We start from the raw sequence: 13,589 nt of genomic DNA, 5'->3' as shown, positions 1-13,589 counted from the left end.
GGGGCGTAGTGCAGGAGAGGCCGCGGATCGCGCGGGCCGACTCACCCTGGCGCCGGTCGGGCGCCCGGAGGTTCGTCTCATGCCGATGCAGCACCGTAGTCTGCATTCCGTTTCCCTTCTCCTGATTTTCGTGTCCTTGCCCCTCGTCGCGCTCTCCGCCTGCGACCGCAGGGACAGGGACCCGATCCGGTCGCCGGACGGAGGCGGCGGCTCCGCGTCCGAGGGAGGCGGTGGCTCCGCGTCCGAGGGAGGCGGCGGCTCTGCGTCCGAGGGAGGCGGCGGCTCTGCGTCCGAGGGAGGCGGCGGCTCTGCGTCCGAGGGAGGCGGCGGCTCCGCGTCCGAGGGAGGCGGCGGCTCCGCGTCCGAGGGAGGCGGCGGCTCCGCGCCTGCGGAGGTGGTGGCTGGTTGCACCGGGCGCCGCTGGGTAGGCAGGTTCCGCGGCGGCGTCTGCCCGGACCTGCCGGTGGGCATGCCCTGGAGGGGCAAGAAGCTCTTCCAGAGCGAGATCGATGCGCCCGCCTTCCTCGCCGAGTACTGCGTTTATGAGTATTTCGGCGCGGGCGAGCCCGACCCCGCCGAGACCGCTGCGCTGCAGGCCGCCGTCGCCTCGGCCAGCGACGACACGTGCACGTTTGCCGAGGACTGCGTCACGGTCGGCCCGCTCGGCGATGGGGACGATGTGGATGTCGATGCCATGAGGACCGTCCTTCACGACGAGTTCATCCAACAGGTCAACGGCGCGGCGCTCCCGCCGGTGAACGCGGGCGCGACCCTGGCGATCGCCAGGGTCGCGGTGATCGACACCAAGGCGAGTAACCAGTCGCCGGTGAACGCTCACGCCACCGTGGTCGGAGGGCTGATCCGCGATCTGACCTGCTCGGATCCCGGCGTTCGCTGCGCCGCCGATGTGACCTACGAGCTCGGCCTGCCGCAACTCGACAACAGCAACCTGGGCAGCAGCGGAGGCCATTTCGGGAGCATGAGCCAGGTCGCGACCGCGATCTATCGCTCCGTGAGCTCCTGGCAATCGCAGAACTATACAGCTCCGGGCGTGCCCCCTGTCAATCCTCGGCTGGTGATCAACGCCAGCATCGGCGCGCAGCCTGGGCCGGACTGCGGCCCGGACGCCGAAAAACTCTCGTGCGCGGCGCAGTCCTTGTACGACGCGATCAGGCACGCGACATGTCAGGGCGCGCTCGTGGTCGCTGCCGCCGGCAACAGCCCCGGCGGGCCGCTTCGACGCGAGCCGGGCATCGACGGCGCGAACGCGGCGTTCGGCATCTCGGGGGGAACGTGCCCGGCCGCGTGGACGCGGATGATCTCGAGAGACGAGTGCGAGGGAGTCGAAGGAAAAGAGTACGATGCCCAATTCATCCAGGAGGGGTTCGCCCCCTTCAGCCGGTCCACGGAAAAGGAAATGCGGCTTCAGCCTGGGGACGCACGAGCTGGACATCTACATCAACCCCGATTTTTCCTCGAAGATCAATAAGGCGACGCTCGTTGTCAACAATGCCAACGGTGTCCGTTTGGGCAGCATCGATCTGCCTCCCCCGCCCATGGAGATGAGCGCTGGGATGAGCGCTGGTGCGAAGCTGAGCTACACGCTCAACGTGTTGTCGTCCTCGATGTGGTTTCAGGATGTCGCGCAGGCCGTGATCTCGTTCGAGGTGGAGAGCGACGGCGTGATCGGTTCATCGACGGGAACGATCCTGTTGATGCCATGAAATCATGAATCGCCGGCGCGCCCTGCATCGCCAAGGACGGCTCGGGGAGCAACGGCTTCGAGCCCAGCTTCTACGACGGGTGGGCCGCCGGAAACATCGGGCTCACGCCGCCGGTGGCGGGGACCACGCTCACGTCGCTCGCCGCGGCCAACGCGCAGTGCGTCTCGACCTTCGGCGCCGGCTGGGAAATGGCCGAGCACCACGACGGCGGCGGCGGGTGGGCCTTTAGGGCCTACGGGAACATCAACGACCTCTACGACATCAGCGTCGCCTCCCATGACCCGAACAACCGCTTCTGGGTCCACATCAACGACCAGCCTGGGAGCTGCTGGGACCCGTGACCGAGCGGATCTGAGCCATCGCGCATGCTCTGTGCGCTGAAGCCCAGCGCTTCGATGAACAAGGCTCCTGTTCGACAACGGTGAGCCCCTGCGATTCTGTCATGCTGGCATGGATCGCTCCTGCACTCCATTTCATCCAGGCGATGCTGGCTGCGAGCCGCTCGACGAGCGCTCGACGGCCCGAGATCTGCCCTTGCGGCGACCGCGTCTCGCACCTCTCCTTGCTCGGGGCGAAGCAGCGCTGAGATGGTAAAGCCGCGGCGCGCCCTGCGGCGCCGGGAGGCGGAGGTCGACGATCTCCGCCTTCTCTTTTTTTTGGGGGGTGTCTTTGATAGATCGGCAGCTGCATGGCGTAATCCATTGAAGAGGCAGCACGGCCGGGCATTGGGCCCGAACGCAGACGCTACCTGTCCTCACCTCGACGTGAGGAGAAGGAACGACCATGACTATCCAAATCAACAAGACGATGCCTGCCAGCGAGAAGGACACGGAGAACGCGCCGACGCGATTCCGGGCCAGAGGAGACAGGGCTCTCCTGGTCCTCGCGCTCTGCGCCACGCTGGGAGGGACCTCGATCGTCGGAGGCTGCACCTATGTGTCGATTTACCCGTGCGATGTCGACGGCAGCGGCTGCAGTGAAGGCAGTGAAGCCTGGACCGGCAAGGAAGGTAGCGACGGCAGAGAAGTCAGACCCTGCGCGGACTGCGGCATCCCCGACGAGATCCGCGACGATCTGTCCATCCGGAAGCGGCACGAGGGCACGTTCGTCGCCGGCGGCGTGGGCGTATTCGAGATCGCCGTCAGCAACAACTCGGGCGCTCCGGCTTTCGGCATCACCGTGACAGACGTGCTCGATCCGGTGTTCACGTTCGTATCCGCCTCCCCCTCGCCCCCATGGAGCTGCGCTGCCGTGGCGCAGACGGTGACCTGCACCTTCGCCGGCACGCTGCCGCCGTTCACGTCGGCGGCTCCGATCCGGCTCGACGTGAGGGTGAACGACCGGCCGGAGACGCCCGAGGCCCAGAACTGCGCTTCCGTCAGCTCGGACGGGAACGACGCCACGCCCAAGGACAACACCTCGTGCGACAGCCTGGAGATCGCCGTCTGCCCTGCGCTCGAGCTCGACCTGTCGAGCGGCGGCGAGGCGGCGTGGGGCCTGCCCGGCTCGGTCGGCGACAAGGACGATTCGTGGACCATCGTCGCGGCGCCCGATCCGAGCCTGATCGGCAGCTCTACGATCCTGTCACCCAACCCCGCCTGGCTGCCGGCGTTCCCGGGTTCCCAGTGGGTAGGACCGGAGGGCGGGTCAGCCGATGGGCTCACCGGGTTCTACACCTACGAGAGCTGCTTCACGCTGGAGCAAGGCTTCACCGTGCCGATGCTCGATCTGTCGATACGGGCCGACGACGTGATCACCGCGATCTCGCTCAACGGCTGCATGCTGCCAGGGGCGCCGGGCGGCAGCTTCAATATGGCGGCCCCGATTCACGTGCAAACGTCCGATCCATCGTGCTTCCAGCCGGGAACGAACTGCATCGACATCACCGTAGAGAACGGTCCCGGGCCGACCAGCCTCGACGTGGCCGGCACGGTGACGGCGGACCACGAGCTTTGCTGCAAGGTAGGACCTATCCCGGGAGAGAAGCGCTGAGAACACCGGTCGGCGCGCTGATTCCTGGTTTGGTGAATGTCGCGCGGCGAGCGCGCGCGAGGCGACCACGGCGGCCCGAGGCGACGGGGCGGCTCGCGCGGCGAGCCGCTCAGCCGGCCGCCGTCCCGGCCTTGCGCTGCGCGCTGTCGCAGACCCAGCGGACCACGCCCGGGATCACCCCCTGCGCGATCGCGCTCACGCGCGAGCCGACGTCGGGGTAGATCTCGAATCGCCCGCGCGCCATGCCGTCGGCCATGCTGCGCGCCACGGCGTCCGGCTCGAGCGTCTTCACGTTGCCCGCGATGGCCTTCGTCTCCGCCGGCTTGTACTGGTTCTCGAACGCCAGCTGCGGCGTGTCCGTGTCGGGCGGCATGCACACGCTCACCCGCACGCCGTGCGGCCACATCTCCGCGCGCAGCGCCTGCGAGAAGCCGAGCAGCGCGAACTTGCTCGCCGCGTAGGGCGTGTAACCGTAGATGCCGATCACGCCCGCCAGCGACGAGACGTTGAGCACATGGCCGCTGCCGCGCGCCACCATCGCCGGGAGCACCGCTTTGCACAGGTGCACGGACCCAAAGAAGTTCACGTCCATCATGCTCCGGAACTGATCGAGCGGCAGCTCGAGGAAGCGCCCCGGCATCACCACGCCCGCGTTGTTCACGAGGTGATCGATCGGCCGCTCGGCGAGCCGCGACTCCATCGCCCGCGCGACGTCGTCCGCCCGGCTGATGTCGAGCTCCAGGACGTCGACCCGCGCCGACGGGTGCTCGCGGCGGATGCTCACGGCGGCCTCGTCGAGGAGGGCGCGGCGGCGCGCCACCAGCGTCACCGCGGCGCCGTATCCCGCGGCGAGCCTCGCGAACGACAGCCCGATGCCGCTCGAACCGCCGGTGATGAGAACGCTCTTGCCCTGGAAATAAGTTCGGGTGTCCATCGGCGGCCGAACCTAGCCCAGGACCGCCCGAGGCGCGAGGCGCTCGTGCAGGGCCGCGTCCTTACGCCTCAGCGGTCGCGCCGCCGCTTCTTCAGCGCGTCCTTCAGCAAGCTGCCCGCGGCGGAGCCGATCGTCTCGACCGCGATCAACGCGGCCGCCGTCGACACCGCCTTGACCGCCTTCCGGAGGGCACGACGGGTCTTCTTCTTCATGGGCTTCACGACGGCTGCGCCAGCTCGACGTCGGGGTGCGCTCTCCCCGATACGCCATTCACCAGCTTCAAACCACCCAGCGCGCTCGCCCACGCCCTCATCCTCCGGCGCACGGCGGCCGTCGCGCTGCTCAGATAACTCCTCGCCTCTCCGCTGTACAGGCCGGCCGCGAACACCACGGCGACGCTCGTCGCCGCGGCCACCGGCCTGAGGACCCTCCGACCGAGCTTGTTGAGCTTCCTCTTTTGCTTCTTTGTCAGCTTCGTCTTCATGATGCCCACCATCCATCCGTACAGCACGGGACAGCACGGGTCGTGCCACGGGATCCCAGGTCGAAAGGCGGTGACAAGCGCAATGGCGCCCCCGGACGCGTCCTGCCGACAGGACGTTTTGCCTCGGTGGGGTGAAAATGCGCTGCCACACACCGGCGCTCGGGCGCGCCTCGGCGACCGGGGTGCGAGCCCCATCCAGGCAGGTCGCTCCGTTGGCCGATGCTTCCCGGTGCTCCCCGGCGCCTCCGGGGGCGCTCACGTGGGATCACGGCCGCTGGCCGCGCGGGCCGCCCACCGGGCGCCGGGCACGCAGCGCGCGCCGCGACGAAGACGAACGATGTCAGTCAGCCCACACCCCGGCCACGGTCGCGCCCGCCGGGGCACCGCCGCGCCCGGCCGCTGTGGGCGTAGTCGTCGCTGGCGATCGGGGCCGGTTTCGTTTACTCCGTTGTAAGCAGGCTCATGCGGGGTCTCAGGTAAGACGGGGAGCCGGGATGCGCGTGGGAGACGTCATCGACCGTCGCTTCCGGATCGAGCGCCTCGCCAGCTCCGGCGGGATGGGGGACGTCTACCGCGCCTGCGACCTGGTCACGAACGAGCCGGTGGCGCTGAAGGTCCTGCAGCGACGGGGGCTCCAGGAGGCGATCCGGTTCGCGCGCGAGGTCGAGGCGCTCGAGGCGCTCACCGCGCTGCGGCACCCGGGCATCGTGCGCTACATCGCGCACGGCGCGACCGACGCGGGGCAGCCCTACCTCGCGATGGAATGGCTCGCCGGCGAGACGCTGACCGAGCGGCTCGCCCGGAGCTCGCTCACGATCGCCGAGAGCATCGCGCTCGCGTCGCGCATCGCGTCGACGCTCGGCGTCGTGCACCGCGCCGGCATCGTCCACCGCGACCTCAAGCCGAGCAACCTGCTCCTCGTGGGCGGCGCCGTCGAGGGGGTCACCCTCATCGACTTCGGCGTGGTGCGCCTCGGCGCCATGGACCGGCACCTCACCATGCCCGGCACGATGCTCGGTACCCCGGGCTACATGGCGCCGGAGCAGGCCCGCAGCGAGCCGAACATCGACCCCCGCGCCGACGTCTTCTCGCTCGGCTGCGTGCTCTTCAAGTGCCTCACCGGGCGCTCGGCGTTCCAGGGCGCCGACGGGCTCTCGGTGCTCATCAAGGTCATCCTCGAGGATCCGCCCCGGCTCCGGGAGCTGCGCGGGGACATCCCCGAGGCGCTCGACGATCTCGTCGCGCGCATGCTCGCGAAGCCGCCGAAGGACCGGCCCAGCGACGGCGACGCGGTCGCGGCGGAGCTCGTCGCGCTCGACGACGCGGGCGTCGGCGCGGTGAGCAGCCGGCCGTCGAACACCCTGCGCGGGGGCGAGATCACCACGAACGAGCGCAAGATGATGTGCCTCGTGCTCGCGCGCGACGTGACCGGCGACGCCGAGGCGACGCGCTCGCAGGAGGAAGACCTGGAGCGCAGCAAGGCGCTCATCGCCGTCGCGGAGCGCTACCAGGGCGAGCTCGAGATCCTGGAGTCCCGCTCCCCGCTCATCGTGCTCACCGCCGGCGGCGCCCCGACCGACCTCGCGGCGCAGTCCGCTCGCTGCGCGCTCGCGCTGAACGCGCTGCTCGGCTGCGTGCCGGTCGCGCTCGTCACGGGCCGCGCGGAGATGTCCGCGCGGCTGCCGATCGGCGAGCTCATCGACCGCGCGGTCCACCTGCTGCCGCCTTCGCACGCGCCGGTCGGCGTGGACGCCGTCCGGATGGACGAGGTGACCGCGGGGCTGCTCGGCGCCCGGTTCGACGTGACCCGCGACGCGGGCGCCCTCCGCCTGCACGGCGAGCGCGAGGAGCTCGCCTCCACGCCGCCCCTGCTCGGCAAGCCGACGCCGTGCGTCGGGCGCGACCGCGAGCTCGCGCTCCTGGAGGCGGCGTTCTCGCACTGCGTCGATGAGTCCACGCCGAGCGCCGTGCTCGTGACCGCGCCCGCGGGCGCGGGGAAATCCCGCCTGCGCTCCGAGCTGATCCGGCGGCTCCGCGACCGCGGCGAGGAGGTCGAGGTGTGGATCGGGCGCGGCGACCCGATGAGCGCCGGCTCGGCCTTCGCGCTGCTCGCCCCGGCGCTCCGGCGCGCGATCGGCCTCTTCGAGGGCGAGCCCATCGAGGCGCGGCAGCGCAGGCTCCGCGCGCGCGTCGCGCGGTACGGGCAGGGCGACTCCGCGCGCACCGCGGCGTTCCTCGGGGAGCTCATCGGGGTGCCGTTCCCCGACGGGGACAGCGTGCAGCTGATGGCGGCGCGGCGCAGCCCCGTGCTGATGAGCGACCAGATCCGCGTCGCCTGGGAGGAGCTCCTCAGGGGCGAGTGCTCGGCGAGGCCCGTGCTGCTCGTGCTCGAGGACCTGCACTGGGGCGACCTGCCGAGCGTGATGCTCGTCGACTCGGCGCTCCGCAACCTCGGCGATCAGCGGCTGATGGTGCTCGCGCTCGGCCGGCCGGAGGTGCGCGAGCTCTTCCCGAAGCTCTGGGCGGGGCGCGGCGTCCACGAGGTGCAGCTCTCGGGGCTGCCGCGCCGCGCGAGCGAGCGGCTGGTGCGCCAGGTGCTCGGCGAGGACGTCGCGCCGGAGCTCCTCGCGATGATCGTCGACCGCGCCGACGGCAACGCGTTCTACCTCGAAGAGCAGCTCCGCGCGGTGGCCGACGGCAAGGGCGCCGACCTGCCCGAGACGGTGGTGGCGATGGTGCAGGCGCGCATCGAGGCGCTCGACGTGGAGGCGCGGCGCGCGCTCCGGGCGGCGAGCATCTTCGGGCAGACGTTCTGGCAGGGCGGGGTGTCGGCGCTCGTGGGCGGGGCGCAGGTGGCGCCGAAGCTGATCGAGCTGGAGCAGCGCGAGGTGATCTCCCGGCGCGGCGAGGGCAGCCTCCCCGGCGAGGTGGAGTACAGCTTCCAGCACGCGATCGTGCGGGAGGCGGCCTACGGGATGCTGACGGACGGCGACCGGCGGCTCGGGCACCGGCTCGCCGGCGAGTGGCTGTCGCGCGCGGGCGCGGGCGCCGCGGACGCGATGGCGCTCGGCGAGCACTTCGAGCGCGGCGGGGAGCTCTCGCGGGCCGCGGCCGCGTACTGCCGCGCGGCCGAGCAGGCGCTCCGGGCGCAGGACCTCGCCGCCGCGATCGAGCGCGCCGAGCGCGGCGTCGCGTGCGGCCCGAGCGCCCAGGCGCTGGGGGCGCTGCGCCTCGTGGAGGCCGAGGCGCACATGTGGCGCGGGGAGCTCGCGCTCGCGGAGCAGCGCGGGACGGAGGCCGTGGACCGGCTTCCCCCCGGCTCCGCGGCGTGGTTCTCGGCGATAAAGCAGGTCGCGGTCGCCGCGGGCAAGCTGGGCGGCATCGAGCGGCTGGAGCGCTGGCTGGGCGTGGCGCAGGCCGCCGAGCCGGAGGCGGAGGGCGCGCTCGTGGCGAAGCACATGTGCCTCGGCGAGGGCGCGCTGCTGCTCGTGTTCGGGGGGCGCTACGCGTTCGCGGACGCGCTGATCGAGGCGATCGAGGGCGACGGGACGGACCTGGCGGAGCGGGAGGCCGAGGTGGTGGCGCGGCTGCACGAGGCGCGGTCGGTCCGGGCGCTCGTGAACGGCGACCCCGCCGCGTGCCTCGCGGGGCTCTCGGCGGCGCTCGTCGCGTTCGAGCGCGCGGGCGATCGCGGCAACGCGTGCGCGGTGCGCATGAACGTGGGCTACATGCACGCGGAGCTCGGCGATTTCGCGGGCGCGGAGGACGTGCTGCGCAGCGCGCTCTCGGGCGCGGAGCGGATGGGGCTGCACGAGCTGGCGGCGGCGACGCTGAGCAACCTGGGGCACGTCCTCGGCTACCGGGGGAGGATCGAGGAGGCGGAGCGGACCGAGCGGGAGGCGATCGCGCTGCTGCAGCGGCTCGGCGATCCGCGCACGGAGGGGAGCGCGCGGACGTACCTCGCGCGGATCGCGCTGCTCGCGCGGGATTTCGAGGGGGCGGAGCGGGAGGCGACGGCGGCGGCGGAGATCCTGCAGAGCGCGCCGCCGCTGCGCGCGGCGGCGGTGGCGGCGAGGGCGAGGGCGCTGCTCGGGCTGGGGAGGCTCGACGAGGCGCTGTCGGCGGCCGGGGAGGCGTTCTCGATGCTGAACGCGATCGGGGCGATCGAGGAGGGGGAGTCCACGGTCAGGAACGTCTACGCCGAGGCGCTGGCCGCGAACGGGATGGAGGCGGACTGCGCGGCGGCGATCGCGGCGGCGAGGGAGCGGCTGATGGAGAGGGCGGGGAAGATCAGCGACCCGGTGTGGAGGGAGCGGTTCCTCACGATGCCGGAGCACCAGAGGACGCTGGAGATGGCGGCGAGGTGGGGCGGGTAGGGGGCGGTGCGGAGCACCGCGAGAGAGGTGATGCTTACTATGAAGACGACGTTCGCCAAGTCGGCCCGCCCTCGCCACCTCGTGGCGAGGCTGCTCGAGCAGCCGGATCTCGTGCGCCTCGTGCGGGGGCTGGGGGGCCCGGTCCTCCTCCGGCTGATCCGCCACATCGGCCTGGAGGACGCCGGAGAGATCGTCGCGCTCGCGACGACCGAGCAGCTCAAGGGGATCTTCGACGAGGATCTGTGGCGCAGCGAGCGTCCGGGCAAGGACGAGGCGTTCGACCCGGAGCGGTTTGCCCTCTGGCTCGAGGTGATGCTCGAGGCCGGCGAGGCGTTCGCTGCGCAGAAGATCGCCGAGCTCGACGAGGATTTCGTCACGATGGCCCTGTGCAAGCAGGTCCTGGTGATCGACGTCGACGGGCTCAGCGTGCAGATGTCGAGCGGGGAGCACTCGGACGACGACGATCTCCTGGAGAAGGCGCTCGAGGGCTGCCAGTACCAAGAGTTCGAGGAGTTCCGCGTCATCGCGAAGGACCCGCGGAGCTGGGACGCGATCCTCCTGGTCCTGGTCGAGCTCGACAGGGAGCACCACGCGCTCCTGCGAGCGCTGCTCGAGCGCTGCTGCGCCATCTCCACCGAGTACATCGAGGAGTCCGGCGGCCTCTACGACGTCCTCACCTCCGAGGAGATGCTGGAGTCCGACGTGGCCGCGGAGCGGGAAGAGCGGCGCGAGCGAGAGGGGTTCGTCGCCCCGTCCGCGGCCCTGAGCTTCCTTGAGCTGTCGAGGGTCACGCCGCTGGAAGAGACCCTGAGATCCCGGACGTACGATGCCGTCACGCGCGCGCATTTCCGGGCGGAGGCGAGGGCACGACCCGCCGCCGCGCCGACCCGGCGGCCGGCCTCCCGCGAGGACGAGGACGCGCCGGCCGCGGAGGACCTTGAGAGCTTCCTCGAGGTGCTGCGCGAGGCGGACGTCCTGCCGCCCGCCACCGAGCAGCGGCTCCTCGCGGCCGGCGCGGAGCGCGGGGAAGATCTGCTGTTCACGCAGGCGATCCGCGAGGTGATGGCCCGCGACGCGGCGCTCTACGGGAAGCGGCTGATGGAGCTGAGCTACCTCGTGAACGTGCTCATCTCCGGGTGCAGCCACGACGGCCGCGCGCTCCGACCGTTCGAGGCGGTCGAGGCCGCGCTCTGCACCTGCAATCTCGGGCTCGAGCGCCTCCTCGGCGCGGGCGCGGAGCGCAGGAGGCCGAGCACGGACGAGCTCGTCTCGTCGGTGGCCGAGCACGACGCGGTGAAGGCGTTCATGGCCGGGTGGAACATCCTGCACCACGAGGTGGTGCTCTTCGCTGCAGGCGCGCTGCGGAAGGCGCTGGCTGCGCTGGTCGCGAGCCAGCCCGACGCGCAGGCGGCCCGTGAGATCGATCGCGTGGCTGCAGGGCTCGGGTCGGACGCCGGCGCGGGCAAGCCGTGGCGCTCGCGGGGCAAGCTCGATCGGATCGAGCGCGCGCTCGGGGCGGAGGCGACGTCGGCCTATCGAGCGCTCCTGGACGAGCTCCCGGCGCTGCCCCCCGGCCTGGGCGACGGGGCGCGGGCGCGGGGGGCGCGCTTCTTCTCGAGCGCCGCGCAGGTCCGGGCCCTCCAGGCGATGCTGGCGCGACCGGAGAGGAGCGGGGCGAAGGGCGCAGCGGCGCAGGCCGCGCCCTCTGCGCCCGCCAAGCCTCGGGGCAAGCGCCCTCCGCCTGGAGCCGGCCGCCGGAAGTAGCAGCTCGGCCCGCGGCGCCGGCGTCGCCTCCCGGGAGGCGGCGCGGCGCGCGCTCAGCCCTCGCGCGGCGGCGCCTCGGGCAAGCCGGCGTTCTTGCGGAGGGTCGCGATCAGACGATCCATCGCCTCGCGGTAGCTCTTCTGCGCCGCGGCGATGCGCTCCTCCATGGTCTCGTCGATCTGCTTCGCCTGCGTCGCGGATGCGTCGAGCATCGCCTTGCTGCGCCCGAGCTCCTCGATGCGCGCTTCCGACGCCTTCTTCTCCTCGTCGGTGCGCTTGCCCGAGGACTGGAACGCGCGCTCCGCTGCGACGGCCTCGTCGATCGACTTCTTGATCGTCTCGATCTCCTCGAGCATCCGGCGGAGCCGGAGCTTGTGCTCGACCATGTCGATGTGGACGACGTAGCTCACGAAGCTCACGGCGTCGGCCTGCTTCTCGAGCGCCGCGGCGTTCTCCTTGCCGAGCGAGGCGCGGTAGCGATCGAGGCGACGGTGCGCCTCGCTGCGCTCGCGGACGTACTTCTCGAGCTGGCGCTCGACGCCCTCCTCGAGCGCGTGCGCCGTGGCTCCCGTGACGTCGACGTCGCACCCCTTCTGCTTGACGACGTACTGCGCGGCTCCGCTCACCTTGCGGGTGAGGTCCTCCTTGTTGTCGTTGAAGAACGCCACCGCGCCGTCCACGGCGCGCACGCGCTCCACGTAGTCGTAGCTCCGGCCGGCCGCGTCCGCCTGCTCGATGACGTCGAGGACCTCCTTCCAGTCCGGCTTCTTGAGCTGGTCCGGGTAGCCCGCGAACTGGCCGGCGGCGCGCTTCGCGAGGTCCTCGCGCTCGCCGAACGACGTGGCCGTCGCCTGCAGCTCGGCCGGGTAGCGCTCCGCGTAGCCGCTCTGCGCGGCCGAGGACGCGATCTCGGGCTCCGGCTTGGGGGCGCTGCAGCCGAGCGCGAAGAGCTGGCCGGCCAGAAAGAGCGCGCCGGCGACAAGGTAGGGGCGGTTCATGGACGCTGGCCTATAGCCCAACTCCGCGCCGGCCGCGCGCGCTCCGCGCGGGCTCCGCCCGGGGCAGGTGCGAGCCAGGAGGCTTGTCCCGCCCTCCTGCCAGGTGACGGGGCGAAAAGCAGAGGTCGCAGGGGTCGAGGGGACCGAGGTCACGCGACCCACCTCCGTGCAGCCGGCGCGAGCAGCGCGACGCGGCGAGTGGAGAACGGCGAACGGTGAACGGGGAGTGGAGAACGGCGAACGGCGCTGCGCGTCGAGCGGCGGAGGACGTCGGAATCGCTTCCTTTTCGCTCCCGCCCTTGGCATCGTCATGGCTCCGTTCTGCGCGCCTGGCTCGCGATCCAGGCGGCCGAAGACGGTTGTTCCTTACTCGGCATTTCACATGCGCCGGCGCCGGTCACGGAGGCGTCGGCCACCTTTGCGAGGATGTGAAGCATGGGAGCTCTGAAAGACAAGGTCGTCATCGTCACGGGCGCGAGCTCGGGCATCGGCAGGGCGACGGCCGTCGCGCTGGCCCGCGACGGCGCCAGGGTCGTCGCGAGCGCGCGGCGCGAGGCGCAGGGGCGCGAGCTCGTCGCAGCCGTCAAGGATCGCGGCGGGGAGATCACCTGGGTCACCGCCGACATGCGGGTCGAGCGCGACGTCGAGGCGCTCGTGAAGGCCGCGGTGTCGACCTACGGGCGCCTCGATTGCAGCTTCAACAACGCCGGGACCGGCGTCATGGCGCCGCTCGCCGAGATGTCCAACGCCGACTACGACCATGTCATGGACACGAACCTCCGCGGCGTCTTCTGGTGCATGAAGTACCAGATCAGGGCCATGCTCGCGGGCGGCGGGGGCTCGATCGTCAACTGCGCCTCGGTGGCCGTGTCGCGGTTCTTCCCCGGGCTCTCGGTTTACGCCGCCTCCAAGGGCGGCCTCGTCGCGCTCACGCGCACCGCCGCGGTCGAGTATGCGCAGAAGGGTATCCGCATCAACGCGCTGAGCCCCGGGATCGTCGAGTCGGAGATGTCCACCGCGGGCTTCCGCCTCGACCAGCCCGAGGGCCGCGCCTTCGCTGCGTCGCTCCACGCCATGAACCGCGTCGGCGGGCCCGAGGAGGTCGCCGCGCTCGTCGCCTTCCTGTTCAGCGACAAGGCCTCGTTCATCACCGGTCAGGACATCGCCGTCGACGGGGGGCTGCTCTCGGCGGCGTGGCCCGCCAACTACGCGGGCGGGGGCTGAGCTGCGCTCCACGGCGGAGCCCGGCCGCGGCCCCGCGGCGGAGCCTGGCCGCGGCCCCGCGGCGGAGCCGGCGGACGGCCACGCCTGACCCCG

Annotated in this window: 12 protein-coding genes; 8 read left to right on the top strand and 4 right to left on the bottom strand. The window is 71.5% G+C overall.

Annotation, left to right across the window (positions count from 1 at the left end; all coding sequences use genetic code 11):
- Positions 1 to 130 precede the first annotated feature (130 nt).
- The 5 genes from WME90_RS24355 (at position 131) to WME90_RS24335 (ending at position 3,716) form a co-directional block, all read left to right on the top strand.
- A complete protein-coding gene (locus WME90_RS24355) occupies positions 131 to 1,489 on the top strand; it encodes a hypothetical protein (protein WP_437274369.1) in 1,359 nt (452 codons plus the stop codon).
- 85 nt (positions 1,490 to 1,574) lie between these two features.
- Positions 1,575 to 1,724 carry a hypothetical protein gene (locus tag WME90_RS24350; RefSeq protein WP_437274368.1) on the top strand — a complete coding sequence of 50 codons (150 nt, stop codon included), beginning with the start codon at positions 1,575 to 1,577 and terminating at the stop codon, positions 1,722 to 1,724.
- A gap of 113 nt (positions 1,725 to 1,837) precedes the next feature.
- Positions 1,838 to 2,065 (top strand): hypothetical protein, encoded by a 228-nt coding sequence (locus WME90_RS24345; RefSeq protein ID WP_437274367.1) that lies wholly within the window; start codon positions 1,838 to 1,840, stop codon positions 2,063 to 2,065.
- Between the two features lie 101 nt (positions 2,066 to 2,166).
- Entirely contained in the window at positions 2,167 to 2,310 is a 144-nt protein-coding gene (locus WME90_RS24340; RefSeq protein ID WP_437274366.1) for a hypothetical protein, read from the top strand.
- A 197-nt stretch (positions 2,311 to 2,507) separates the two neighbouring features.
- Positions 2,508 to 3,716, top strand: coding sequence for a hypothetical protein (locus WME90_RS24335; protein WP_437274365.1), 1,209 nt, complete (start codon positions 2,508 to 2,510; stop codon positions 3,714 to 3,716).
- A 109-nt stretch (positions 3,717 to 3,825) separates the two neighbouring features.
- Here WME90_RS24335 and WME90_RS24330 read toward each other — a convergent pair whose 3' ends face one another.
- The 3 genes from WME90_RS24330 to WME90_RS24320 form a co-directional block, all read right to left on the bottom strand.
- Positions 3,826 to 4,650 carry an SDR family oxidoreductase gene (locus tag WME90_RS24330; protein ID WP_437274364.1) on the bottom strand — a complete coding sequence of 275 codons (825 nt, stop codon included), beginning with the start codon at positions 4,648 to 4,650 and terminating at the stop codon, positions 3,826 to 3,828.
- Between the two features lie 68 nt (positions 4,651 to 4,718).
- Positions 4,719 to 4,862, bottom strand: coding sequence for a hypothetical protein (locus WME90_RS24325; protein ID WP_437274363.1), 144 nt, complete (start codon positions 4,860 to 4,862; stop codon positions 4,719 to 4,721).
- Between the two features lie 5 nt (positions 4,863 to 4,867).
- Positions 4,868 to 5,134, bottom strand: coding sequence for a hypothetical protein (locus WME90_RS24320; RefSeq protein ID WP_437274362.1), 267 nt, complete (start codon positions 5,132 to 5,134; stop codon positions 4,868 to 4,870).
- Positions 5,135 to 5,628: 494 nt separating this feature from the next.
- Here WME90_RS24320 and WME90_RS24315 point away from each other — a divergent pair, with 494 nt between their 5' ends.
- Together WME90_RS24315 and WME90_RS24310 are read left to right on the top strand one after the other, a co-directional pair.
- A complete protein-coding gene (locus WME90_RS24315) occupies positions 5,629 to 9,510 on the top strand; it encodes a protein kinase domain-containing protein (protein WP_437274361.1) in 3,882 nt (1,293 codons plus the stop codon).
- 39 nt (positions 9,511 to 9,549) lie between these two features.
- Complete coding sequence (locus tag WME90_RS24310) at positions 9,550 to 11,274, top strand: DUF6178 family protein (RefSeq protein WP_437274360.1); 1,725 nt, start codon at positions 9,550 to 9,552, stop codon at positions 11,272 to 11,274.
- A gap of 53 nt (positions 11,275 to 11,327) precedes the next feature.
- On the opposite strand, the gene WME90_RS24305 is transcribed toward WME90_RS24310, so the two are convergent.
- Entirely contained in the window at positions 11,328 to 12,272 is a 945-nt protein-coding gene (locus WME90_RS24305; RefSeq protein WP_437274359.1) for a hypothetical protein, read from the bottom strand.
- A gap of 435 nt (positions 12,273 to 12,707) precedes the next feature.
- Here WME90_RS24305 and WME90_RS24300 point away from each other — a divergent pair, with 435 nt between their 5' ends.
- On the top strand, positions 12,708 to 13,496 hold the full coding sequence (locus tag WME90_RS24300) for an SDR family NAD(P)-dependent oxidoreductase (protein WP_437274358.1): 789 nt from the start codon (positions 12,708 to 12,710) through the stop codon (positions 13,494 to 13,496).
- Positions 13,497 to 13,589 lie beyond the last annotated feature (93 nt).

Source organism: Sorangium sp. So ce375 (assembly GCF_051473855.1).
Lineage (GTDB): Bacteria > Myxococcota_A > Polyangia > Polyangiales > Polyangiaceae > Sorangium.
Note: the sequence above shows the minus strand (reverse complement) of the source record. Positions and strands in the feature narration are given on the sequence as shown.